Here is a 25461-nt window from a genome sequence, read left to right on the forward strand (position 1 = left end):
GTACGCATAGGGAGTCTCCTTTAAGTGATTGATGTGGCTATGCGTATCGATGACATATATCTGAAATCAGGTTGGTTAGGGGAGTGGGTGCAAGAGGGGCAAAACCGGTAAATCTTTACGTGCGCGGAAATCTCATGAGTCCAATAACGGAGTAATATCATGAGATTAATTAAACTGAGCGAAGTAAAACACATGACAGGCCTTGGCCGTTCAACCATCTACAACCTGATGAAAGACGGTACCTTCCCCAAAAGCGTTCCCCTAGGAGGCAGAGCTGTTGCGTGGGTAGAAAGTGAAGTCGAAGAGTGGGTGATGGCAAGGGTAGCGGAGAGGGATAGCGCGGCTGTTAACGGAGATCTATAATTTGCCCTTCATCATTGCTCATTCCCCAATTTTTCCATATTCTCTTACCATTAAACCTATTAACATAATTAAAGCTAACATGCTGAAATGAATGACCAAACTTTAACCCTGGAAGAGTTGGCAGCGTATCTAAAGTTGGCTGAAAAAACAGCATACAGATTAGCAAGCGAAGGAAAGCTTCCTGATTTCAAAGTCGGCTGTTCTTGGCGTTTCAAACGTGAAGATCTCGAAGCGTGGATCGAAAAACAAAAAACGTAGGTGCTTTAGATGCTTCCAAGTTATCAGGATTTGATGAAGCCAGTGTTAGAGGCTGCGAAGAATGAAGAAGTTAAGCTTAGCAATGTTGTAGACTTGCTAGCGGAGCAATTCAACCTGTCGGAAGACGAGAGAACAGAGCTTCTTCCCAGCGGGCGACAGGCAGCTTTCACAAACCGAGTTGGATGGGCCAAAACCTATCTAGCGAAAGCGGGGCTTTTGGACTCAACAAGACGTGGTCATTTCGTGATAACAGATTTGGGGAAAGAAGCTTTAAACAGTGGCGAAGAGATCAATAACCAATATCTTAAACGTTTTGATGACTTCAATGCGTTTACTAAGCAAAAGAATGGTGATTCAGATAAAGTCGAAGAAGCAGCTGTGTCTGATAATGATGCGACACCAGATGAAGTACTAAGGGCTGCTTACAAACAGATTAACGATGCATTAGCCTCCGATATTTTGTCACGAACACGTAAAGTGTCTCCAGCCTTCTTTGAGCAACTACTGATCGACCTGTTACTAGCAATGGGCTATGGCGGAAGCAATGAGGGAATGGCTCATACTCTCGGAAAGAGTGGCGATAACGGTGTTGATGGCGTTATAAATCAAGATCCATTGGGTGTCGACCAGGTATACATTCAAGCCAAGCGTTATGCAGAAGGTAATAATGTCAGTTCAGGTGATATTCGTGATTTCTTTGGTGCACTTAACCTCAAGAAAGCGCAGAAAGGCATCTTTATCACTACCTCTGATTTCACGCCCTCTGCTGTTCAAACCGCGAAAGATTTAGGTATGCGCATTGTGCTTATTAATGGGAAAGAACTAGCCAAGCTGATGCTTCGGTACAACATCGGTAGCCGAGATGAGCAGGTTTTGCATATCAAGCGGATTGATGAAGAGTTTTTTGAGGAATAAACGGCATGTCAGACTTCAGTAATTTTGAATTTCTCAAAAAGCATCACGATTGGCTATTTAAGCTCGCTGAGAGTGCGGAAAGAAACTTTGTTCCGTTTCCAAATACAACGTTAGTCAATGTTCGTCAGTTAGGAGAAGCGATTGCCCAGACGATAGCGTCACGTGTTGGCGTTAAGTATGGTGCAAACATTAAGCAAATTGATCTTCTCAAAGAGCTAGATTGCTTTCTTCGCCTTGATGATAACGTTCGAGATGCTTTCCATACGATTCGTAAACTTGGCAATAGTGCAACGCATGTCTTCGACAGCAGTACACACAGGGATGCACTAAAAGCCCTTATGGTTGGGCATTCGCTATCAGTGTGGTTTCATGTCACCTTTGGTGGCGATGAAGCTAAAGGCTTTAAGATTCAGAAATTCGTCAAACCTGAAGACCCTTCAGACTATGTTCGTCAACTCGAAGAGCAAGTTGAGAGTTTGAAAATTGAATCTCAGCGAACTGAAAACCGTATCAAAGTCGCGGAAGAACTTAGCAAAGTTGAGGCTGATAAAGCGCAAGCAGAGAGGCTGCGCGCTGAAAAAATGGCCGAGGAAATGGCTGTTTGGGAAGAGTTGGCTGAAGAGCAAGAAAGAACATTATCGTCTTATCGCCTCAAGATGGACGAAGCAAATATTATTTACTTCCAAACGTTTCATTCTAAATCCAAGGAAGAGCAAGCATCTGAAATTATTCGTATTGAGAGGTCGCCTTTTGAAATGGATGAAGCAGAGACTCGCGTCATTATCGACCAGCAATTGGTTGATGCAGGATGGGAGGCGGATACTGAAAACCTTCGATATTCAAAAGGTGCTAGGCCTGAACCAAACAAGAATAGAGCCATCGCAGAATGGCCCACACAGTCTGGTCCGGCAGACTATGCGCTTTTTATGGGAATGACGTTGGTAGCAACCATTGAGGCGAAAAAATCAGCGAAAAATGTTTATGGCGCAGTCGATCAAGCAAAACGCTACGCGAAAGGTATCCAACACTTACCAAGTGGCGTTGAAATAACTCAGTACAATGACTTTTTGGTACCAGTGGTGTTCGCCACGAATGGCCGTACGTATTTAAAACAGCTAAAACAAGAGAGCGGTATTTGGTTTTTAGACGTCAGAGACAGTACCAATCGTAGAAAAGCCCTCAAAGGCTGGTATACCCCCCCCGAGCTAAAAGAATACTTGCGTCAAACACCTCAAAAAGCCAACGCAGAGTTGGATGAAATGGGTTTTGAGTACGAGTTAAAGCTCCGTGACTATCAAAAAGCAGCCATCCTCTCTGTAGAAAAAGCGATCAAAGATGGAGAAGAAAAGGCGCTGGTGGCAATGGCAACGGGAACGGGTAAGACAAAAACCTGTATAGCCTTGGTATATCGACTGCTGAAAGCACAACGTTTTCGTCGAATTCTGTTCTTGGTCGATAGAAGTGCTTTGGGCGTTCAAGCCTCGGTAGATTTTGGTGAAGTGCGAATGGAAAACCTCAATACTTTCGCAGACACCTTCGAAGTAATGGGCATGGAGCCTGATAAAGCCCCGAAAGCTGTTCCAGATGATGATACCAGAGTGCATGTGGCAACGGTCCAAGGCTTGGTAAAGCGGATAATGTACCCCTCTGAAAATGCCTCAAAGCCTGGTGTCGGCCAGTACGATTGTATTGTGGTAGACGAATGTCACCGTGGCTACTTGCTCGATCGTGAGCTTAGCGATACCGAGATTAAGTTTCGAGACCAGAAAGATTACATGTCAAAGTACCGAGCAGTTATTGAGTATTTTGATGCCTTTAAAGTTGGTCTAACAGCAACACCAGCGATCCACACAGTAGATATATTTGGTGAGCCCGTATTCTCATACAGCTATACCGAAGCCGTTATTGATGGACACCTAGTCGATCATCTACCTCCCATTCGTATCCATACCAAATTAAACACGGAAGGGATCAATTATCAGGTCAACGACGAGGTTCAAGTCTACGACCCTCAAACTCAACAGTTTGATTTGATTCATACACCTGACGAGCTAGATTTTGAAGTTGCCGACTTTAACAGAAAAGTGATTGCTCCAGAATTCACTAAAGTGATTTGTAAGTGGTTAATCGAAAGCGATTCTCTGAACCCGTACTCACAAGAAAAGTCATTGATTTTCTGTGTCACAGACCGCCATGCCGATGAGGTTGTAGAAGCTTTAAAACAAGCGTGTGAAGACTACCACGGTGAAGTTGAAGATGACGCTATTCAGAAAATTACAGGTGCTTCCGATAAGCCTTTGGAAAAAATACGCCTATTCAAAAATGACCGCTTACCTAATATCGCAGTAACCGTTGACCTACTGACAACAGGTGTCGATGTGCCTAGTATCTGTAATTTGGTGTTCTTACGGCGTGTTAATAGCCGCATTTTATTTGAGCAAATGCTTGGTCGAGCTACACGCCGTTGTGATGAGATAGGTAAAGAGCGATTCCGCATCTACGACGCTGTAGATATCTACAAACAGCTTGAGAAAGTGAACACAATGAAACCTGTTGTGACCAAGGTCGACGTTACCTTCTCTGAGTTGGAGCAAGAGATCACCAAGGGGGCGGATGCCAAACTGCAAGAACTGGCTAAAGATCAATTTCTTGCCAAATTACAAAGTAAAAAGAACCACTTAACACCACTTCAACAGGATGATTTTGAGCGAATCGTTGGCAAGCCACCTAAAGAGTTCGCCAAAGAACTGAAAGCAATGAACACAGAGGATGTGGCGAGTTGGTTTGTTAGCCATCCTGGCTTAGGCGAGCTTCTTGATATGAAAGTGCAGGGCGGCAGTGGTCGAAACAAAATAGTGATATCAGACAAGCCTGACGACGTCACTGGTACATCAACGGGCTATGGCAGCGGCCAGAAACCAGAGGATTACTTGTCATCGTTTGCAGCTTTTGTAAACGCAAATAGTAACCGGATGGTGGCATTAAAAACGGTTATCCAAAGGCCATGGGAGCTGACACGAACTGATCTCAAGCAACTCGTTGTAGAGCTGGAAAAAAACGAATTTAGAGAGGAAGAGCTAAAAGTAGCTTGGAAAGAAGTGAAAAATGAGGACATCGCCGCCCGAATTATTGGTTTTATCCGACAAGCCGCAATCGGTGAGGCCCTTATTCCGTATGAGCAACGTGTTGACAATGCATTGCAGAAAATACTCGCGAGTTGTGCCTGGAAAACGCCGCAACGAGAGTGGTTGGAAACTATCGCCGCACAGATGAAAGCCAACATCGTTGTTGACGAGTCTAACCTCAACGAAGGTATTTTTAAGCAACGCCTTGGTGGTCTCCAACGAGCGAACAAGCTTTTCGAACAGCCTGTAGTTGATGTCCTCGCGCAATTTAACCGTGCTATTTGGTCGGATGATGACCGTAAAGAAACCGCATAATCGGTTACAATGCCCAACAATTTAAATAAACTAAGAACAACGATGAGCACACAAGACCTAATCAACAAACTTTGGAGCCTTTGTCATTTACTACGTGACGATGGTGTTACCTACAATGAATACCTTAACGAGTTGACATTCCTCGTTTTCTTGAAAATGGTTGAGGAGACGGGACAAGAAAAACTACTCCCCGAAGGGTACCGTTGGGCTGATATTGAAAAGTTCAATGCTGCAACACGCCTTGAAGAATACAAAAAACTACTGGTTCACTTAGGCTCCCACGGCTCACTTATCACTAAAGCGATTTTCAACAACGCTTCAACCTGCATTAGCAAACCAGCAACACTAACAAAACTGGTCACAGAGATAGACAAGCTTGACTGGTATTCGGCTAAGCAAGAAGGCTTGGGCGACATGTACGAAGGCTTGCTTGAAATCAACGCGAGCGAGAAAAAATCCGGTGCAGGCCAGTACTTTACCCCTCGTGTGCTGATTGAGGTGATGGTTGAGCTGATGAAGCCAACGCCGAAAGACAAACGTCACAATCAAAAAGGTGATGTTATCGTTGACCCTACAGCGGGCACTGGCGGCTTTTTGATTGCCGCTCATCAATACATGGAGAAGAACTTCGATGTGATGGGGCTGGATGAAGCTGATTACGACAGCTACCAGCATGAAACCTTCTTTGGCATGGAGTTGGTGCCAGATACACGTCGTCTAGCAATGATGAATCTTATGCTGCATGACTTGGCAGTGGACGATGAAAACTCTGGTGTGCTGTATGGCGACACCCTATCAAACGAAGGCAAGGCATTGCCCAAAGCATCGTTAATTCTCGCTAACCCACCATTTGGTACTAAGCAAGGTGGCGGTATTCCAACCCGTGACGATCTTGTGCACTACACCAGCAACAAGCAATTGGCGTTTTTGCATGCCATGTACCACGTTATGCTCAAGCCTGGCGGAAGAGCTGCTGTCGTATTACCTGACAACGTGTTATTTGAAGGTTCGACGGGCCGTAAAATTCGTAATGATCTGATGGAAAAATGCAACCTGCATACTATTTTGCGCTTACCTACTGGTATCTTCTACGCAGCAGGTGTTAAAACCAATGTGCTGTTCTTCGATAAGCCGACCGATATCCATCAAGACAAAGGTAATACCAAAAAAGTGTGGGTGTACGATCTTCGCGCCAATATGCCGAAATTCGGTAAACGCACTGTTTTGGAAAAAGAACACTTTGAAGAGTTTTACCGTGCGGTGGGTAGTGACCTAACGCAAGTGGATGAAGCTAAACGTCAAGCCTTTATCGATAACCATCAAGGCGGAAGTGCTGTCGGCAATATCGAAACTTGCCGCTTACGTGCGTTTACCCGAGAAGAAATCAAGAATAGAGATGATTCTTTAGACCTAGCTTGGATTAGAGATGATAGCTTGGAAGACTCAGCGAGTCTGCCTGAGCCTGATGAGTTAATTGCAGAAGCTATTGAAGAGTTAGCAGGTGCGATTTCTGACTTGCAAGCAATTTTAGTTGACCTTGGTGGTGCAGAGACTTCGGAAGAGGTAGTGCTATGACTAATTATCCTCAAAGCTGGCAAGAAAAAACGATAAAGGAAGTCACAAAGAAGACCGCTCAAAATAAACCAGCAGATGATGAGAAATTGATTTATGTTGACATTGGAAGTATTGACAGAAAGTCGAAGAAGATCGTATCACCTCAGTACTTGTTGGGTGCCGATGCTCCAAGCCGAGCGCGAAAGCGAATCCATACAGATGATGTATTAGTATCCCTAACACGCCCAAATCTCAATGCAGTCGCAATCGTTCCAGAGGAGTATCATGGGCAGTATGCTTCGACGGGCTTTGACGTACTAAAGCCCGATACTGTAGTACCTCGGTTTTTATATTATCTAGTACGGACTCAAGACTTCATAGATAATATTTCGGGAAAAACTCAAGGTGCGTTGTATCCAGCGGCTAAATCTACTGATGTGCAAAGTTACTCATTTTTTATGCCCTCGGAAAGTGAGCAACAGTGTATTGCAGATAGACTCGACTCAATCTTCGAAAAATTGGAGATGGCACAGTCTCGCCTAGATAAAGTGCCTCAGCTGTTAAAGCGTTTTCGTATGTCTGTTTTATCAGCGGCTATATCGGGAGAGTTAACTGAAGAGTGGCGAGATTCGAACAATGCGGACGACTGGGAACATGTCAGCCTGAAGCAGGTCGGCAAAGGTTTTAATTACGGATCTTCCGCTAAATCCAAGAAAGAAGGTTCTGTACCTGTGCTTCGCATGGGTAACTTGCAAGACGGCAGATTAGATTGGTCAGATCTTGTCTTTACATCGGATGAAAAAGAGATTGAAAAATACAAACTCGAGCCTGGTGATGTTTTATTTAACCGTACCAATAGCCCTGAACTAGTTGGAAAGACCTCTATCTATCGTGGTGAGAGAGAAGCAATCTTCGCTGGATACCTTATTAAAGTCCAGGGTACTGAACGCCTTAGCACCGAATACCTTAATATTCAGCTAAATAGTCCTCATGCGAGAGATTACTGCTGGCAAGTAAAAACAGATGGCGTCAGTCAATCAAACATCAACGCCCAGAAATTGAAAGCGTATGAGTTCAATTTGCCTTCTATCGAAGAGCAGGAAGAAATCGTAAGAGTGGTTTCAGAACTACTGGCTAAATCTGACTTGGTTAAAAAGCAATATGAAGCCGCGAAATTTCGTGTCGATAAGCTCACGCAATCAATCCTAGCGCGCGCATTTCGTGGTGAACTGTTTGAACCTTTCTCCGACAAGGCTGAACGAGTTGCACAGTCGCAATCATCAGTTGCCATTGAAGATCAGCCTACAGCGAGAGAAGAAACCACTTCAGAACAGGTGGATATAAGCCCCGTTCAATCTCAGCCGACACCAAGAAAGGTTGACGATAAGAGTGAATTGCTAACGCAGCTAAAGTCAGCCCCAAAAGTTATGACGGCACAGCAACTATTTGATAGTTCATCTGTCGAGACATTCAAAGCCATTGATGAGTTGTTTGTTGAGCTTAAACGCCTTTTAGAACTTAACTTGATAGAAAAAGTGGGTGAAGGCGAAAACTGTCAGTTTAAGGCTATCAAGTAGTGAAAATAGATTACTTGCATATTCGAAGCGGCTTTAAAAACGTCGAAGACTTAGAAATCGATTTTGATAACAAGCAATTGCTAACGGTTCTAATTGGACGAAATGGCTCCGGTAAATCGAACGTAATAGAGGCGCTAGTCCGTATTTTTCGAGCTCTAGACCTTGGCGATGAACCCGCACCATTTAGCTATAAACTCAGGTATTCACTGGGATCTTCTTCCGATAGGCTTATCGAAGTTGAGGCGTCACCGGAGTATGGCTCGACGCCAATTCAGCAACACAAAATACAAGTATCGATTTTGGACGAAAGTGGACAGTATTCTCTGCCAGAAAGCATATCTTTATCCAAAGTTAAACGAGATAAAGATGGCAATTCTGATTACCTACCAAAATACTTATTTGCATATTACTCTGGCCCCAGCGATCGTTTGGAGGACTTATTTAAGCGGCACAGGACAAACTTTTACAGGAAATTACTGAGAAACCAGATAAGCATTGAGGGTGAGGTTCGTCCTCTTTTCTATGCCAAGCCTTTTCATAGTCAGTTTGTTTTGTTGGCCTTCTTTTTAAAACAGCAAAGGGAAAAAAGTAGAGCTTTTCTTGAAAACCAGCTTGGTATCGAATCCTTCCATTCAGCCCACTTTGTTTTTAGACGACCAGAATGGGGGAAAAAGAGTAAGAAAAATATTTTCTGGGGTGCAGAGGGCGTTGTAAGTGACTTCATTGAGCGTTTATTGCCTCATAGCTTGGGAGCAATTAAGACTAAGCGAGAAGAGGACGTTACGCTAACAGGCAAGGGGGTGACTAATGAGTTTATTCACCTGTTTTTGCCCGATATCTCTAGCCTAGAGAGTGTGGCTGGTGAGCTGAGTGCGCAAAACTTCTTTAAAATGCTTGAGAGCACCTTGCTTTCTGACCTTCTGAGTAGTGTGCACATCAAAGTTCGACTAAATAATGAGGAAGTTGTGTCGTTCAGTGAGCTCAGTGAGGGGGAGCAACAACTACTAACGGTGCTTGGGTTATTAGAGTTTACTGTTGAAGAAGACTCTCTATTTCTACTGGATGAGCCAGATACGCACTTAAATCCAGCATGGGCAGCAAAGTACCACTCATTTCTGAAGCGATTCATACCGGATAAACGGTTTTGCCATATTTTGATGGTAACGCATCATCCATTGGCTATCGCTGAGTTAAACAAAGAACAGATTCAAGTTCTCAGGAAAGATGTGGAAGGACAGTCAATTGCTGAGACTCCTGCTGAAAGCCCAATTGGAATGGGCGTCAATGGCATACTGACTAGTGATATGTTTGGTATGGCAACGACACTGGACCAGCATACAAGTAATGCGATCGAAGATAGGCGAAAACTGCTGGAAAAAGAAACCCTGACCGAGGCAGACAATGCTGAATTGAGAAAACTTAACAATTCACTCGATAGGTTGGGGTATAGCTACACCCACCCAGACGAAGACTATCGACAGTTCCTAATTGCTCGCAAAAAAGCCATGCAGCAGATGGATTATAAAGATGAAGATTCAATTGAGTTGCGCCTCAAGTTGATTAACGCGATTTTGAAAGACCAAGGATTGATTGAATAGTGCGCTACATAGGTCTAAATCTAATTGACCAGTGTAAGCCTGATAACTGGGATGTTAATTCACAACGATGGGCACAAAGAGTTCAGGCTGCCGTAGATAAGTCGGGAGAGTTGAAAAAGATAGGTAACAAGTGGCGAGACTTTAAGCCTAACTTTGATCGTGTTTTTGGAGAAAAGTGCTGGTATTCAGAGGTTCCGCTTATTGGTACTGACTTTGATGTAGATCACTTTAGGCCCAAAGGTGATGTAAAGGTATCTGAAAAAAGGTACGCATGTCGACAAAGGAATGGAAATACTCAAAACCATGGAGGCTATTGGTGGCTTGCATTTGAAGCTAAAAATTATCGGTACTCTTGTATTGAAGCCAATAGGCCAAGAGGGGAAGGAGGGAAACATGATTACTTTCCACTTATGGATGAAACTACACGAGTTTGGACACCCTGCAACTTAGCCGGGCATGCAAATGAAACCGTAAAGCTTTTAGATCCGTGCCGTGTAGAAGATGTTACTTTACTTTCTTATGTTCAATATCCTGGAGCTGCGACGTCAAGATACAGCGATGAAACTCACCCAGATGAGCACGCACGAGTATCAGAAAGTGCTAAGAGATATAACCTTAACAGTAAGACAATTAAGGGCGCTAGAAGCGAAGTTATAAAAAAAGTTAATCAAGCTTTGGATTTCATGGCGCTTTACGTCACTTTTCCAAACGAACAACAAGATGCAATGAATGGTTTTTTAGAGCAGATGGAACAAAACTTGATAGATGCTTGTGACCGGAAATCACCATTCTCTGCGGCTGCGGTAGCCTTTGTTCGCCAGAAAAAACATGAGCCTTGGTTAGCTAATCTGCTACCAAGGCTGGATTTGTCTGACTAAATCACCTTTAATTGCTTAGTTCCTGTTACAGAGAGGCTGCCTTTGGCGGCCTCTTCTATATGTCCGCTCCACCAGCACATCATTGGTTTTCTGCGTTCTAGGTAGTCAGTGCGGTTATAGGCACTGCGTACTTGGTTATCATCAACGTGTGCTAGTGATGCTTCTATTAAGTCACGATCAAAGCCTTGTTCATTGAGAGTGGTGCTCGCTAGCGAGCGTAGACCATGGCTAACTAATCTTCCTGCAAACCCCATTCGTTTTAGTGCCATATTGGCCGTTTGGCTATTACAAGGTTTTTGCGGGTCACGATCTGAAGGAAATATAAAATCACGATGGCCACTTATCGGCTTGATCACTTCTAATATCGCCAGCATCTGCTCTGTGAGTGGGATCCGGTGTTCTCTTCTTTTTTTTGTCCTCTCCGCCGGGATAATCCATAATTCGTTATCCCAGTCTATTTCATCCCATCGTGCAGCTGCCGCTTCTGCTGGTCGTGTCATGGTGTGTAGCTGCCATTCGATGAGGCACCGGGTAACCCGCTTAATATTCGCGTAAGCAAGCTTTTGCATTAACTCTGGTAGTTCATCGGGCGTTAACGCTGCCATATGGTTCTTTTTGGGCTTTTTAAATGCGACACCAATGCCCGATAGCGGATTAGCGTGGATAAGGCCACAGTTAACAGCGTAGTTCATCATTTCGTTTAGCCGTTGGACCAAGCGCTTTAATGTCTCTAGGCTGCCCGATGCTTCAATGGGCTTTAAGGCATCTATCACCATAGGGGCAGTGATTTTGGAAAGGGGAGTAGCGCCAAGCTTTGGAAAAATGTGACGTTCCAGAGAGCGCCATATATCGGTCGCGTATCCCTCAGTCACTTGCTCTTTTTTCAGCTCGAACCACTGGTAGGCGACTTTCTCTACCGTATGTTCGGTGAGCGCAATCTCTTGCCTTTGTTGCTCTTCACGGTGTTCCTTAGGATCGATGTTTTGAGCGAGAAGGGCTCTTGCATCCATGGTCGCTTTACGCGCTTGAGAGAGAGTAACAGTGGGATAGGCACCGAGGCTGAGGTTGGTGCGCTTTTTGGTGAATGGGCGCAGGTAATTAAAAAGCCAAAGCTTAGAGCCGGTTGGTTTAACTCTTAGTCTGAGCCCGTCGCCATCATAGAGTAGGTACTCTTTCTCTTCTGGCGTTGCCGCTTTTATCTTCTTATCCGTAAGCTTAGCTATGATTTTAGCCATAATGGGTACACCTCTCAGCCTCCATTTTTATCAGTGTACACCTCGGTGTACCTAAAAATCAAAGCGGTTGGTGGACCTCTATGGACCTTGATGAACGCTAAGTTATTGATTTGTAGTTATTTCAGGCAATAAAAAAGACGTCCGTGGACGTCTTTGAATATAAAATTGGTGGAGCTGGCGGGAGTTGAACCCGCGTCCAGAATCAGTCTAACCAATGGCGCTACATGCTTAGTTTGTCTTTAATCTCGTCAGTGTGCTGCGGACAAACACGCCACACAAAGACATACCCAACTTAGTTTTAACGCTTCAGCTCTTGGGTCAAAGCATCCACGCGATCCTGTTTGGTTTTGACTATCCTGAATCCCCGTCCTACAGGCGGAGGCTAGGGAGGATAGGCACTCAACAGGTTATTAAGCTGCTAGTGCGTAGTTTTCGTCGTTTGCGACTATTTTTTTGCGGCTTTTTACGAGGCCAACCGCCCCTCGGCATGCTCCACGGGTCTTCTCAATCCTGTCGAATCCTGAATCAGCCCCAGAGTGTGAGCGGCAGAGTCTAACAGATTGATCTGCCGCGTCAACGATTAACGCGCTGCGTTTTTCATGATCCTGGACTTTTGACGTTGCCAGTCTCTGTCTTTCGCTGTATCGCGCTTATCGTGTAACTTCTTACCTTTTGCCAACCCTATCTTCAGTTTAGCAAAAGATTGTTTCCAGTATAAAGACAGTGCCACCACCGTGAAACCGTCTCGATTGACTTTGCCTAGCAAGGTATCAAGCTCACGCCGCTTAAGCAATAACTTACGGGTGCGCTGTGGATCGGCCACCACATGCGTGGAAGCCACATTAAGCGGGGTAATGGTAGCCCCGAACAAGAAGGCTTCCCCGTCTTTTAACAACACATAGCTTTCACTGATATTGGCTTTACCTGCTCGGAGTGCTTTCACCTCCCAACCTTGTAGCTCAAGCCCTGCCTCGAAGTCATCTTCAATGAAGTATTCAAAGCGTGCTTTTTTATTCAGTGCAATGGTGTTGCTGTTTGCTTTGTTCTTTGCGTTTTTCTTAGCCATAGTGTGCGCATTATAAAGGCGATATATCGAAGAATGAAAGGATTATCGTACTCAGGGGCAGAAAGAGTAAGACTTTATTCGCGATGTTGTTTGCTAACATTGGTCAAAGTGGGTCTCGATGGTATTATCTCGCGGTTAACTTGCAAGGAGTCCCTATGCCGCAAATCATCCGCTCGGCTTTAGTGCCGTACAGTGCTGAGCAAATGTTTGCCTTGGTGAACGATGTTGAATCCTATCCCGCTTTTTTGCCCGGGTGTGTGAGTACCCGTCTTATTGAGCACACAGACACCACCATGGTTGCGTCGTTAGATGTGGCGAAAGCGGGCATAAAGAAAACATTTACCACTAAGAATTATCTGGTGGATAACAGCCGAATTGATATGACGCTGGTGGATGGACCATTTAAACGCTTGAGTGGTGGCTGGAAATTCACGCCACTATCAAGCGATGCGTGTAAAATCGAATTAGATCTCGAGTTTGAGTTTACTAACCGCTTGGTTGAAGCTGCCTTTGGCCGTATCTTCAGCGAGTTAACCAGTAGTATGGTGAAGGCGTTTACAGAGCGAGCGAAAGAGATTTATGAGTGAAGAGACATTGCTGCATGTTGAAGTGGTTTACCCGTTGCCTAATGAGCAGCGCATCTTCAACTGCGTGGTGAAGCCCGACTCGACGGTGGAAGACATTATTCGTCAATCAGGTGTCTTAAGCGCCTATCCGGAGATTGATCTTGCGACCAACAAGGTTGGGGTATTTAGCCGACCGGTGAAACTAGACGCGCAAGTGCGCGACGGGGATCGCATTGAGATTTACCGGCCGCTGCAAGCCGACCCGAAAGAGATCCGCCGTCGCCGCGCTGAGCGCGCTAAACAAGAGGGGAAAGCTGATCCTGTCACCGGGGGCCGTGTTGACTCCCAGCGCAAACGCTCGTAACGGGGCAAAAAGAAAGGCGCCGAGCGGCGCCTTTACTAAAGGATGAATATGTAGCGGCATTAGAGTGCCGGATGCTTCACCGTTACTGAACGGCTTCGAAAAATTGCTCGCCCGGCTCGAAATCACCGTCCATGTTGACTAATTGGTTATTATCGTCAAAGGAGAGGACCAGATCTTTTTGTGTCGGCGCTTCATGGCCAGGTTGTTGCCATTGCACAAAGTACCAAGTGTTGGGGTAGCCTGACTCAACGAGCATAGGAGGGCCGAGAAGGAACTTTACCTGCTCTTTGGTCATGCCAAATTTCAAGGCGTCCACGGCCTTTTCTTCAATGTAATTACCTTGGTTTATATCCACTCGATAAACCAGTTTTTCGGCATAAGAGCAGCCCATCATGGCAATCGCCATCAGAGAGGCAACGGCGGCTTTAGTCCAACCCATAGTTAATATCTTCACTGTCTTTTGATGGCAAATCACGTCTTTCGAAGACGCTTAGCAGTTCGTGCCTGCTGGCTTTCGCGCCCCGAGTATAATCAAGCAGAGAATATATGTAAAAAACCTGCTAACGACCAGCGTTTGGACGGTGATAATGTGAAAAAGTTCGACGTGTGTAAGGAAATAACCGAGAAAAGCAGAGCTAGTGCACTTTTCTCGGTTTGAATGCCACATTCAACGCTGTTTTGACTTGGCAGAATCAAGCGGCCACTAGAAGATCTTCCGCGTTTGCGAGGGTGCGATCAGTGATTTCACTGCCGCCCAGTAACCGTGCAAGTTCACTAATTCGTGCCTGATAGTCGAGCGGGTACATACGGGTCGTGGTGCTGCCTTTCTCTGTGTCTTTGGCAACAAACATTTGCTGATGGCCACATCCTGCGACTTGCGGCAAGTGGGTGACGCACATCACTTGGGTGGAGTCGCCAAGTTGACGCAAGAGTTTGCCCACAATCGCTGCTGTAGGTCCACTGATCCCCACATCAACCTCATCAAAGATAAGGCTTGGTGTTTCAACCTTCTGGGCAGTGATCACTTGAATGGCGAGCGAGATCCGAGAGAGCTCGCCGCCGGATGCTACTTTAGCCAGTGGCTGTAAAGGCTGACCTGGGTTCGTCGACACAAGAAACGCCACAGCATCGCCACCCAGTGGGCTGAGGTGGGTTTCCGCTTTATTCTCGACTTGGATCTCGAAGCTACCATGTTCCATGCTCAGCTGGTGCATGCTTTGCGTGATCAATTTGTTCAATTCTTTGGCATAGCGGCGGCGGCTTTTGCTCAATTTCTCAGCGGTGTCGAGACAGTCAGCAAACTGTTTGTCCACATCGGCTTGCAATTGCTCAATCGCCTCATCGTTATGTCCCAGTTTCTCCAACTCTTGAATCAATTGTTGATGCGTTTCATATAATGCATCGGGCTGCACCTGATGTTTACGCGCCAAACTCATGATAGCGCTCATGCGCTGATCAAGATACTGGAGGCGTTGAGGATCCATATCGAGTTGATCAAGATAACTGCTCACTTCTTGACTCGTCTCTTGCGTTTGGATCCGCGCCTCTTCAAGCATCTCAGCGAGCGGTGAAAAGTGATTGTCCATCGCGGCTAATTCACTTAAACGCTGTTGAGCGGCGGTCAATAAACTCAGGGTGTTAGTTTCTTCGCCTTCACTGAGTAGATCCACTACCGCCTGACTGGTCATGGCGATATCACCACTGTTCGATAAGCGCTTGTGTTCTTCTTCAATGTGTTGGTATTCCTCTTCACCCAATGCGAGTTCATTGAGTTCACCCACTTGATATTCCAATAGCTGTTGCTGAGCATCAATGTCATCTTTTTTCTTGATCAATGCTTTTAGTTCATTTTTAGTACGGCGCCAACGCTGATAGCGTGTCGCCATTTTATCCAGCAAAGACTGGTGACCGGCGTATTGATCCAACAAGGTAATCTGGTGTTCGGGGCGTAGCAGCTGTTGATGCGCATGCTGACCGTGGATATTAATCAATAACTGCCCAAGCGCTTTTTGTTGTGAGGCGGGAACCGGGTTTCCGTTAATGTATGCGCGTGAACGGCCTTCTTTGGTGATCACACGCCTTAGAATGCAATCGTCGCCGTCTTCGAGTTCGTTATCTTGTAGCCAGCGACGCGCGGCACTGTTTTGCTCTAGGGTGAAACTGGCAGAAATCTCTGCGCGCTTTTCACCCGGGCGAACCATATTGGCATCGGCACGATCGCCAAGGCATAAACCCAGCGCATCGATAGAAATGGATTTACCCGCCCCGGTCTCACCGGTGATCGCCGTCATGCCTTTACTAAACTCCAGCTCCAAGGATTTAACGATGGCAAAGTTTTGAATGGTTATATCGGCTAACATAGTAAACACCTGTATCTATCAACAACTGTGTATAGATACAGTATATACTGTTTTTTCATCCAGTGAATACTGTTTAGCAAGAATTGTTTTGAATGCGATGAACAGCACAAAAATTGTGCATGAAAAAAGCAGGAAGACCTGCTCTTTATCGGATGCGGAGAATAAGAATAAGGAAGTGGCTCGCTTAAAATAGCTTAGAAGACCAACCCAGTTTTTTACGTAAGGTATTGTAATAATTGTAGTCTTGAGGATGAATGAGCTTGAGAGTGGCCGGGCTTTTGTAAATATGTACCTCATCACCTGGGTTGACTGGCAAAGAGACCTGACCATCACAGCTCACTTCCAACGTGCCGCGGTTATCTGGGGAAACCAGTAATTTTATACGGCGGTTGCCATCGACGACCAGCGGGCGGCTTGACAGTGTATGCGGAAACATAGGCACGAGCGAAATCGCGTTGAGGCTGGGAGATAAAATGGGGCCACCGCCGGACAAGCTATAGGCTGTTGAGCCTGTGGGGGTCGAGATAATAATCCCGTCTGAGCGCTGAGAGAAGGCAAACTGCTCGTTAATGTACACCTCAAATTTAATCATGTGCGCGACTTGCCCGGGGTGAAGCACTGCTTCATTCAATGAGGCGTTATGACTTTTTACCTGATCATGGCGATGGATTTCGGTTTCAAGCAAAAAACGGTCTTCGTCCACGTAATCGCCGTTTAATACCGCTTCTAGCGCATGTTCGAAGGCTTCGGGATCTAAGTCGGTGAGAAAGCCGAGGTTACCGCGGTTTACCCCGATCACCTTGATATCGCAGCGAGACAATACGCGGGCAGCACCTAACATGTTACCGTCCCCACCGATCACAATGGCCAAGTCAGCGTGTTGGCCAATGCTGACCAGATCCAAATAATGTGCATCCGGCAAACCCAGGTTAGTGCTTAAACGTGTATCGATACACACGTCATAACCGCGCTCGATAAGCCAATGGTAGAGGCCTATGTGTGTGTTAACCGCTTCCGGGTTACGAGGTTTGCCAATTAAGGCAATGCGCTGGAATGGTGTCGACATAATTAGGATCTCATCGTTATTTGAGCTCAGTATAACGCGGGAAAAAAGCGATTGTCGTGATTTGCGTTATGTGGGCGGTTGAATCACAAAGATTCATCCCCATAATACTTTCGTCAATCAAGTTGAATAGTCCCAGTGGCGTGCTGGGCAATGCCATTTGTGTCGGAGTGATCATGAGCGAAGAACAGAAAGTGAAGCAAGAGCAGGAAGCGATGAAAAACGCGCAAGCTGCTGAAGCCAAAGGTACAGAGCAGGCCGCTGAGCAACAAGCAAGTAGTGGTGCAGACATTGAGCATGAGGAAACCGCAGCCATGATTGCACGTATCACCGAACTTGAAGCGGCGCTCGAGGCGAGCGAAGCCAAGGTGCAAGAGCAGCAAGACAGTGTGCTGCGTGCCCGTGCAGACGTGGACAACATGCGTCGTCGTACCGAGCAAGAAGTGGATAAGGCGCGCAAGTTTGCCTTAGAAAAATTCGCCGGTGAGCTTTTACCTGTGATTGATAACCTTGAGCGTGCCGTGGAGATGGCCGACAAAGAAGACGAATCAATCAAGCCAATGGTGGAAGGGGTTGAGCTGACGCTGAAAACCATGATGGATACCATCGATAAGTTTGGGTTGAAAGCGATCGATCCACAAGGTCAGCCGTTTGACCCTGAATTGCATCAGGCCATGACCATCCAAGAAAGCGCGGAGCATGAGCCAAATACCGTGATGATGGTGATGCAAAAAGGTTATGAGTTAAACGGCCGTGTTGTGCGCCCAGCCATGGTGATGGTGTCTAAAGCGCCGCAAGGTAACGTAGACGAAAAAGCCTAACGAGGGCTCTGAAGAAGGCACTTTGCCGAACTCGATTCGGTGTTTTTTTTGCCTTCTCCCCTTGAAAAGCATTTGGCTGCCCTTATTTAAACGGCAGCACTAAATAAAAATTGCGGTGAGGGGGTTGAACCTCTCACAGTTACCCCCACATAAGGGGTAACGCATTAAAGCCACAGAACGAATTTCGGAGAGCACCAGATGGGTAAAATCATTGGTATTGACTTGGGTACAACCAACTCATGTGTCGCCGTACTTGACGGTGAAAAAACGCGCGTCATTGAGAACGCAGAGGGTGATCGTACAACACCATCGGTTATCGCTTACACACAAGATGGTGAAACACTTGTCGGCCAGCCTGCGAAGCGCCAGGCAGTGACTAACCCAGAAAACACCCTGTTTGCTATCAAGCGTCTGATCGGCCGCCGCTTCGAAGATGAAGAAGTGCAGCGTGATATCAGCATCATGCCTTACAAAATTGTTAAGGCAGATAACGGTGACGCTTGGGTTGAGGCGAAAGGCCAAAAAATGGCTGCGCCACAGGTGTCTGCTGAAGTCCTGAAGAAAATGAAGAAAACCGCTGAAGATTTCCTCGGTGAGGAAGTGACTGGCGCGGTAATTACTGTCCCTGCTTACTTTAACGACTCACAGCGTCAAGCAACCAAAGATGCTGGTCGTATCGCAGGTCTAGAAGTTAAACGTATCATCAACGAGCCAACAGCTGCTGCACTGGCTTATGGTCTAGACAAGAAAGGCGGCGATCGCACAATCGCTGTGTATGACCTAGGTGGTGGTACCTTCGATATCTCTATCATCGAAATCGATGAGGTAGATGGCGAGCAAACGTTCGAAGTATTGGCAACAAACGGTGACACGCACCTTGGTGGTGAAGACTTCGATAACCGTTTGATCACCTACTTGGTTGACGAGTTCAAAAAAGAGCAAGGTATCGACCTACGTCAAGACCCGCTAGCGATGCAGCGTGTCAAAGAAGCGGCTGAGAAAGCGAAGATTGAACTGTCTTCAGCACAGCAAACAGACGTGAACTTGCCTTATGTGACGGCGGACGCAACCGGTCCTAAGCACATGAACATCAAAGTCACGCGTGCCAAGCTAGAATCACTGGTTGAAGAGCTGGTTCAGCGTTCACTTGAGCCAATGAAAGTGGCACTGGCTGATGCGGAGCTATCAGTTGACGAAATCACTGACGTTATCTTGGTCGGCGGTCAAACTCGTATGCCAATGGTACAGGCCAAAGTGGCAGAGTACTTCGGTAAGGATGCACGTAAAGACGTGAACCCTGATGAAGCCGTTGCCATGGGTGCCGCGGCACAAGGTGGCGTACTGTCTGGCGATGTAAAAGACGTACTGCTGCTTGACGTGACCCCGCTTTCACTGGGTATCGAAACCATGGGCGGTGTGATGACCAAGCTGATTGAGAAAAACACCACGATCCCAACCAAGGCGAATCAGGTGTTCTCGACGGCAGAAGACAACCAAAGCGCGGTAACGATCCACGTGATTCAGGGTGAGCGTAAGCAAGCCATGCATAACAAATCACTGGGTCAGTTCAACCTTGAGGGCATCCAGCCTGCGCCACGTGGTGTGCCACAAATTGAAGTAACCTTCGATTTGAACGCCGACGGTATCTTGAACGTGTCTGCTGCTGATAAGCAAACGGGTCAAGAGCAGAAGATCACTATTCAAGCGTCTGGCGGTCTGAGCGACGAAGACGTTGAAAAGATGGTTCAAGAAGCAGAAGCGAATAAAGAAGCGGACAAGAAGTTCGAAGAGCTAGTGACTGCGCGTAACCAAGCTGACCAGCTGGTTCACGGTACACGTAAGCAAATGGACGAAGCGGGTGACAAACTGCCTGCGGAAGACAAAGAGAAGATCGAAACCGCCATTTCTGAGCTAGAAACCGCGCGTAACGGTGAAGATAAAGAAGACATCGACGCGAAGGTTCAAGCACTGGTTGCCGCTTCATCAAAATTGATGGAAATCGCGCAGCAGCAAGCTCAAGATGAGCAGGCGCAGCAAGACGCCGGTGCTGATTCAGCAAAACAAGACGACGATGTTGTCGATGCTGAGTTCGAAGAAGTTAAAGACGACGACAAGAAATAAGCGAAAGCACTGTCGTTAATAAGCACGGGCGTAGGGGAGCAATCTCCTTCGCCCGTCGTTTTATCAAACAGTGAATTGAACGTCTTTGTTTTGTTGACGTAAACAGGTGCAGTCAGACCATGTCTAAAAGAGATTTGTATGAAGTGCTCGGCTTAAGCCGCGATGCAAGCGAGCGCGATATTAAAAAAGCCTATAAGCGGCTGGCGATGAAATATCACCCAGACCGCAACAAAGGCGATGATGCCGCCGACCAGTTTAAAGAAATCAAGTTGGCCTACGAAGTGCTGACCGACCCGCAAAAACGTGCAGCCTATGACCAATATGGTCATGCCGCCTTTGAGCAAGGTGGTATGGGAGGCGGCGGCTTCGGCGGCGGAGGCTTCGGCGGAGGTGCTGACTTTAGCGATATTTTTGGTGACGTATTCGGCGATATATTCGGCGGAGGTCGTCGTGGTGGTCAGCAACGCGCGCAACGTGGTGCCGATTTACGCTACAACATGGAGCTTACCTTGGAAGAGGCGGTCCGTGGCGTCAGCAAAGAGATCGAAGTGCCTACTTATGTCGGGTGTAAAACCTGTGATGGCAGTGGAGCGAAACCGGGCTCGAAAAAACAAACTTGTGGGACTTGTAACGGGATCGGCCAAGTGCAAATGCGCCAAGGTTTCTTCGCGGTCCAACAAGCGTGTCCAACGTGTCATGGTAGCGGGACCATTATTAAAGATCCTTGTAATAGCTGCCACGGCCAAGGTCGCGTAAAAGAAACCAAGCACCTAAATGTGAAAATTCCTGCAGGTGTCGATACGGGCGATCGCATTCGCTTATCTGGTGAGGGAGAAGCCGGTGAAAACGGTGCTCCGGCGGGTGACTTGTATGTTCAAGTGCACGTCCGCGAACACCATATTTTCACCCGTGATGGTAACAACCTCTACTGCGAAGTACCGGTGAGCTTCACCATGGCAGCGCTCGGTGGCGAGGTTGAAGTCCCTACGTTAGATGGCCGTGTTAGCCTAAAAGTCCCAGCAGAGACACAAACGGGCCGCATGTTCCGTATGCGCGGTAAAGGGGTGCAGTCTGTTCGTGGTGGCGGTGTTGGCGATCTCATCTGCAAAATGGTAGTCGAGACCCCCGTTAACTTGAGTAGCCGACAAAAAGAGCTGCTTCAAGAACTGGAAGAGTCGTTTAGTGGCACTGAAGCGAAAAAGCACAAGCCAAAATCAGAAGGCTTTTTTGACGGTGTGAAGAAGTTTTTTGACGATTTGACCGGATAAACGCTTAGCCTGACAGACAGTAAAGCGTCACCTGTGAATATCAATTGCGAATAGTGAATAGCCAGCCTTGTGCTGGCTATTTTTTTGCCACAAGAACCTATTTCAAAGGGAAGTCTGCCGTGTCCTACTCGGAGGGAAGCGAGCAGGATGTCTCTGCTGACATGCTGGTAATTACCCCATTAGGGTGCAATACCAGCCTATTGCATGGGTCGTCATGCTGACGACTATCTGCTAGAGGGTGAGCGATAATCCTATAGCTTGTTTTGCTGCCTTTTATCGAGAACTGATAGTCGGATGATACTTGGCAATCTGCGCAAACAAGCCCCTGTTCTAGAAGTTCAGAGTGAGAAACGCTTGGGTAATATGCCTTGGTGATGACTTGTGTTTCTACCCAGGCCTGTAGCTGCACTAACCGCCCAATCGCCGCTTTGCGTGCTTGTGTTTGCTGATACTGGTGAAAGTGAGGCACGACCACGGCCGCTAAGGTGGCAATAATGGCGAGCACTATCAGGATCTCGATCAACGTCACTCCATGTTGAAAACGGCGGCTTTGACGCTGACGCATTCTTTTTAACCTCTCGAAGAGTTGATAATGAAAACCCTACTGAGCCTATGCGGGTGTTAGCCTGCAGGCAATGGCGACCCCCAAACCTTGGGAGACAGTATGCGTTTTCAAACTCTGCGCTTAAGTCAGTGCTCTCGGCGCTGTCTTAAAAAAATGAGTGGCATCACCCTTATTGAGTCCCTGCTGGTACTGAGCGTGTTGGCGGCTGTTTGCACCATCGCGATTCCTCGCTTTTCGTCTGCCCAGCAAGCAACGATGATCGCGAACCGCAGTGAATCGCTCACAAGTTTGTTTCATCTTGCTCAAGCTCGTGCGATGGAAGAAAGCCGGGTCTATCATCTTCGCCTGCTTAAAGCAAAAAACACCCAGTGTATCGTTGCGCAACCGAGTCGTGGAAGCGGTCTACTTAGCAGTGCACCTGATCAGCTCTCCGCCATGTCTTGCCAACAGACAAGATTGCCTATGGTGACGATCCCGACTGATATCTCGCTGTTGCTTAAAGCGAAAAAAAGCTGGGCGCCGTTACCGGAAGGTGAAATATTCTCGATTGATTTTCGCACCCAGCGACCAACCTTGAATCTGACTGTCGGTTTGGGCGACGGGCAAGCGCCTGACTATGTGGTCACTGTCCGTCAATACCTCGGTTTTGAATCCTGTCAGTGGGGTGGTATCGACAGTGCATGCAGCTAAGTCCAAAGGGTACTCATTAGTTGAGCTTTTAGTCGGTTTGTCAGTGAGTATTTTAGTTTCAATCACCGCACTTTCTGTCTTGACTTCGGCGACCACAATGCAAGCCAGAGTCGATACCAAGACGCGCTTATCGCTCGAAATCAGTCGCTTATTAACGATGATGGAAACTGAGATACGCCGAGCCGGGCTGTGCTACCAGTGTGGTGGCGCATCGCCCTACTTCTTTGACAATGGTCATGAACCTCAGCTTTTATTGATTGATGAAACCCCCTCGCAGCATCAAGGGCAATGCCTTCGCTTTGCTTATCAACAAGACAGCACCCATCCTACGAATACCGTGGGTAAAGATGACGCCAAAGGCTTTCGACTAGACACTGAAGCCCATGCCATAGAGGTCTATGAAAACCACCGAGACACAGCAAACTGGTCGTGTGAATCAGGCTATTGGCGAGATATTTCTTCTCGCGCATTGAAGATCTCGCATTTATCTTTTTCCCGTAATGCGGTGCGCACGGAAGATGGGCGACGTATTACCTCACTGACTATCAAGGTTTCCGCTTCGTTAATACGCCAACCTAGCCAGCGGAAAGATGTGTCGCGAACGTTGGTTTTAGCTAACACAGTGGTCTTACCATGAAGTACATCGCGGAATGTAAGCGTGACCAAGAAGGTATGGCCACTCTCGCGGTGGTCGCCAGTATCGCTCTGATTACGCTTCTGATTGTATTAGGCGTCAGTCGACGCGCAGTCAATGATATCCAACAAACACAGGCAAAAATCACGACTGAACAATCCCTTTCCAGAGCTTGGGCGGCTCTAGACTGCGCGATAGCCAAGATTAAACATGATGGTATTCACCTATCGAAAGACGATGTGGCAGCTGGGATAGCGCAACTCTCACCTTGTCAACATATCGCAGGGAGCCAATTATGGTTGGAGCCTTGGCAAAATAGTGATCGCGGAATGTGGCATCTTTACGCGACTCATGCACAGCAACAAGTCGGAGTGACCCTGGCAAAAGCCACCGGTGCACGAAGAAGTTCATTTGTCACTTCAGGATCAGCAGCGTTTTACGGTGGCAATATATGGCGACCAGCAAAGGGAAAAAAGCGAGAGGATGGTTTATATGAATGCCATTCAATTGTAGCCGGGGGCGATGTCATGATTCGTCCGCGAACGCCGGATGAGAGTCAGTCAGAGAGTGAAGGGAAGAATAGCTCAAACGGATTTACCGTTAGCTTAGATGGTAGCGATGAATGCGCTCCCGAATATAGAACGGAGGTTAGCGACTACACAGTCGCAGATAGTCGCGATGAAACCGGCGCGCGACTAAAAAAAGATGTGCAAACCAATGTTGAGAATATGGACTTGTTCAAAGATTACTTTGGTGTTCCTCGCGCGCAGTGGAAAACAGTCAGAGAGCAATTTGAGCGACAAGGCGGCACCGTTTTTAGTACCCATGGTGATCCCTCTGAGTGTTATGATCCATTACTGAGTGCGGTTTCAAACAGTACATCATCAGAGAACGCGAATATTAAAGTGTGGGTTGATGGGCCTTGCGATTTGAGTCGGGGAGAACATGCGATGTTAGCAAGCGATGTACCTATTCTCCTCGTTGTTCAAGACGGTATTCTGGCTTTACGAGGTGGTATGGATGCATTTAACGGTGTGATTTATCAGTTTACCTCGACGCCTAGCGATAATGATTTTGCCGATCAATGGGGGATGAGTATTTCCGAGTCTGGACAGATGTCTTGCTCGAGCTCTAATAGCAATATCCAAGAACTTTGCCCAATGATCACATCGACCGTCACCGATCCTGATCAAGCACGGCATGTCCCTTTTTGGTTTCACGGTAGTTTCATCACCAAGGGCGCATTTATTACCGACGTGCCGGATGGCCACTCCGTGGTGTATGGTTCATTCAAACCGACCTATAGTGGTGAGATATTGCAGAAGAGTTTTGCTGGGCTTAGGCAGTGGCGGCCTGTCGGTAACAGTTATCATGACATCAAACCGCCTCATGGAGAGGGGTAGCATGTTACGAGCGCGAGGTTTCTCATTTATCGAGATCTTACTGGCTCTTGTGTTGGTTTCCATGACTAGCGCTGGCGTGTATCGCCTGACAACGGATATTCAGACTCAGCAGCGTGATGCGCGTTTAGCTAAAGAGGCTATGTATTTGGCTAACAACCAACTCTCTCACTGGCGATTGATCAATACTGATGCGCCATGTTCAACAAGTAACCGTGATCCCATCAGGTTAGATAACCTTTCGGAGTGTTTGATTACGACCGAAGACTCGATCTATGAGCTGGTGGTGACTAATGTGCAAAACACACTGATAGTCGATGATAAGGTATCTGCCAAAACACTAACGCTGGCAGTGCGGTGGCAAAACCGCCGTCAACAGCAACAATCTCTGGTTTTCTATTTCACAGGGGCGCGGCGACAAAACGATTTCAATTAAAGTCCCCCTCCACGAACGGCAAACGTGAAGTGGTGGCTTTTTGCTCGCTTGAAACGTTTTTAAGAAAAACCCCTTGCGTCACAAAAATACCTCTCTATAATGCGCTCTCGTTGGCACGGCAAGCCGCGCTAACAACGGCAAAATAAACAAGCAAAACAAAATGCTTGACTTGTTGCCAAGGTGGCGTAAGATGCCACTCCCGCTCAAGATTGAGCGGCGCTCTTTAACAATTTGACCTATGCAATCTGTGTGGGCACTCGTTGAGAATAGACAAAAAGATTTATTCGAT

23 protein-coding genes and 1 other RNA gene are annotated in these 25461 nt (G+C 46.9%); 17 read left to right on the plus strand and 7 right to left on the minus strand.

The window, feature by feature from the left end; translation table 11 throughout:
* The first annotated feature begins 159 nt into the window (after nucleotides 1–159).
* The 8 genes from BZG25_RS14950 to BZG25_RS14985 all read left to right on the plus strand — a co-directional run bounded on the left by BZG25_RS14950 (nucleotide 160) and on the right by BZG25_RS14985 (nucleotide 10583).
* Nucleotides 160–363, plus strand: a complete 204-nt coding sequence (locus tag BZG25_RS14950; RefSeq protein WP_077639331.1) for an AlpA family transcriptional regulator — start codon at nucleotides 160–162, stop codon at nucleotides 361–363.
* An 87-nt stretch (nucleotides 364–450) separates the two neighbouring features.
* Nucleotides 451–621, plus strand: coding sequence for a helix-turn-helix domain-containing protein (locus tag BZG25_RS14955; RefSeq protein ID WP_077639332.1), 171 nt, complete (start codon nucleotides 451–453; stop codon nucleotides 619–621).
* 9 nt (nucleotides 622–630) lie between these two features.
* Nucleotides 631–1536, plus strand: a complete 906-nt coding sequence (locus BZG25_RS14960; RefSeq protein ID WP_077639333.1) for a restriction endonuclease — start codon at nucleotides 631–633, stop codon at nucleotides 1534–1536.
* Nucleotides 1537–1541: 5 nt separating this feature from the next.
* Nucleotides 1542–4976, plus strand: coding sequence for a type I restriction-modification system endonuclease (gene hsdR / locus BZG25_RS14965; RefSeq protein WP_077639334.1), 3435 nt, complete (start codon nucleotides 1542–1544; stop codon nucleotides 4974–4976).
* 42 nt (nucleotides 4977–5018) lie between these two features.
* Entirely contained in the window at nucleotides 5019–6551 is a 1533-nt protein-coding gene (locus BZG25_RS14970; protein WP_077639335.1) for an N-6 DNA methylase, read from the plus strand.
* Complete coding sequence (locus tag BZG25_RS14975; RefSeq protein WP_077639336.1) at nucleotides 6548–8107, plus strand: restriction endonuclease subunit S; 1560 nt, start codon at nucleotides 6548–6550, stop codon at nucleotides 8105–8107. Before BZG25_RS14970 ends, BZG25_RS14975 begins: the two co-directional genes overlap by 4 nt.
* On the plus strand, nucleotides 8107–9705 hold the full coding sequence (locus tag BZG25_RS14980; protein WP_077639337.1) for an AAA family ATPase: 1599 nt from the start codon (nucleotides 8107–8109) through the stop codon (nucleotides 9703–9705). The genes BZG25_RS14975 and BZG25_RS14980 overlap by 1 nt, the downstream gene beginning before the upstream one ends.
* Complete coding sequence (locus tag BZG25_RS14985; protein ID WP_077639338.1) at nucleotides 9705–10583, plus strand: hypothetical protein; 879 nt, start codon at nucleotides 9705–9707, stop codon at nucleotides 10581–10583. Before BZG25_RS14980 ends, BZG25_RS14985 begins: the two co-directional genes overlap by 1 nt.
* Here BZG25_RS14985 and BZG25_RS14990 read toward each other — a convergent pair.
* The 3 genes from BZG25_RS14990 to smpB form a co-directional block, all read right to left on the minus strand.
* The gene (locus BZG25_RS14990) at nucleotides 10580–11818 is read right to left on the minus strand and encodes an integrase domain-containing protein (RefSeq protein ID WP_077639339.1); all 1239 of its coding nucleotides are present in this window, start codon (nucleotides 11816–11818) and stop codon (nucleotides 10580–10582) included. The genes BZG25_RS14985 and BZG25_RS14990 overlap by 4 nt on opposite strands.
* A 166-nt stretch (nucleotides 11819–11984) precedes the next feature.
* Nucleotides 11985–12351, minus strand: a transfer-messenger RNA (tmRNA) gene (ssrA, locus tag BZG25_RS14995).
* Between the two features lie 47 nt (nucleotides 12352–12398).
* Nucleotides 12399–12884: an SsrA-binding protein SmpB gene (gene smpB, locus BZG25_RS15000; protein ID WP_046075179.1), complete on the minus strand. Its 486-nt coding sequence runs from the start codon at nucleotides 12882–12884 to the stop codon at nucleotides 12399–12401.
* A gap of 155 nt (nucleotides 12885–13039) precedes the next feature.
* On the opposite strand from smpB, the gene BZG25_RS15005 reads away from it, so the two are divergent.
* Complete coding sequence (locus tag BZG25_RS15005; RefSeq protein ID WP_046075180.1) at nucleotides 13040–13471, plus strand: SRPBCC family protein; 432 nt, start codon at nucleotides 13040–13042, stop codon at nucleotides 13469–13471.
* A complete protein-coding gene (locus BZG25_RS15010; protein WP_046075181.1) occupies nucleotides 13464–13814 on the plus strand; it encodes an RnfH family protein in 351 nt (116 codons plus the stop codon). The genes BZG25_RS15005 and BZG25_RS15010 overlap by 8 nt, the downstream gene beginning before the upstream one ends.
* Before the next feature lie 82 nt (nucleotides 13815–13896).
* Here the strand turns inward: BZG25_RS15010 and bamE are convergent, their stop codons facing one another.
* The 3 genes from bamE to nadK form a co-directional block, all read right to left on the minus strand.
* A complete protein-coding gene (gene bamE, locus BZG25_RS15015) occupies nucleotides 13897–14253 on the minus strand; it encodes an outer membrane protein assembly factor BamE (protein WP_046075182.1) in 357 nt (118 codons plus the stop codon).
* 253 nt (nucleotides 14254–14506) lie between these two features.
* Nucleotides 14507–16174, minus strand: a complete 1668-nt coding sequence (recN, locus tag BZG25_RS15020) for a DNA repair protein RecN (RefSeq protein ID WP_077639340.1) — start codon at nucleotides 16172–16174, stop codon at nucleotides 14507–14509.
* A 184-nt stretch (nucleotides 16175–16358) separates the two neighbouring features.
* Nucleotides 16359–17240, minus strand: coding sequence for an NAD(+) kinase (gene nadK / locus BZG25_RS15025; RefSeq protein WP_077639341.1), 882 nt, complete (start codon nucleotides 17238–17240; stop codon nucleotides 16359–16361).
* 173 nt (nucleotides 17241–17413) lie between these two features.
* Between nadK and grpE the strand changes: the two genes are divergently transcribed.
* The 3 genes from grpE to dnaJ all read left to right on the plus strand — a co-directional run bounded on the left by grpE (nucleotide 17414) and on the right by dnaJ (nucleotide 21447).
* Nucleotides 17414–18058, plus strand: a complete 645-nt coding sequence (grpE, locus tag BZG25_RS15030) for a nucleotide exchange factor GrpE (RefSeq protein WP_077606433.1) — start codon at nucleotides 17414–17416, stop codon at nucleotides 18056–18058.
* Nucleotides 18059–18256: 198 nt separating this feature from the next.
* On the plus strand, nucleotides 18257–20179 hold the full coding sequence (dnaK, locus tag BZG25_RS15035) for a molecular chaperone DnaK (protein ID WP_046075186.1): 1923 nt from the start codon (nucleotides 18257–18259) through the stop codon (nucleotides 20177–20179).
* Between the two features lie 119 nt (nucleotides 20180–20298).
* On the plus strand, nucleotides 20299–21447 hold the full coding sequence (gene dnaJ, locus BZG25_RS15040; RefSeq protein WP_046075187.1) for a molecular chaperone DnaJ: 1149 nt from the start codon (nucleotides 20299–20301) through the stop codon (nucleotides 21445–21447).
* 124 nt (nucleotides 21448–21571) lie between these two features.
* Here dnaJ and BZG25_RS15045 read toward each other — a convergent pair whose 3' ends face one another.
* Entirely contained in the window at nucleotides 21572–22012 is a 441-nt protein-coding gene (locus BZG25_RS15045) for a type IV pilin protein (protein ID WP_046075188.1), read from the minus strand.
* Between the two features lie 99 nt (nucleotides 22013–22111).
* Here BZG25_RS15045 and BZG25_RS15050 point away from each other — a divergent pair, with 99 nt between their 5' ends.
* The 4 genes from BZG25_RS15050 (at nucleotide 22112) to BZG25_RS15065 (ending at nucleotide 25172) form a co-directional block, all read left to right on the plus strand.
* Entirely contained in the window at nucleotides 22112–22702 is a 591-nt protein-coding gene (locus BZG25_RS15050; protein ID WP_046075189.1) for a Tfp pilus assembly protein FimT/FimU, read from the plus strand.
* Nucleotides 22703–22799: 97 nt separating this feature from the next.
* Entirely contained in the window at nucleotides 22800–23339 is a 540-nt protein-coding gene (locus BZG25_RS15055) for a hypothetical protein (RefSeq protein ID WP_077639342.1), read from the plus strand.
* A complete protein-coding gene (locus BZG25_RS16005; protein ID WP_077639343.1) occupies nucleotides 23336–24739 on the plus strand; it encodes a hypothetical protein in 1404 nt (467 codons plus the stop codon). Before BZG25_RS15055 ends, BZG25_RS16005 begins: the two co-directional genes overlap by 4 nt.
* A gap of 1 nt (nucleotide 24740) precedes the next feature.
* On the plus strand, nucleotides 24741–25172 hold the full coding sequence (locus tag BZG25_RS15065) for a prepilin-type N-terminal cleavage/methylation domain-containing protein (RefSeq protein ID WP_046075192.1): 432 nt from the start codon (nucleotides 24741–24743) through the stop codon (nucleotides 25170–25172).
* Nucleotides 25173–25461 lie beyond the last annotated feature (289 nt).

This window comes from Salinivibrio sp. ML198 (assembly GCF_001996015.1).
GTDB lineage: Bacteria > Pseudomonadota > Gammaproteobacteria > Enterobacterales > Vibrionaceae > Salinivibrio > Salinivibrio siamensis.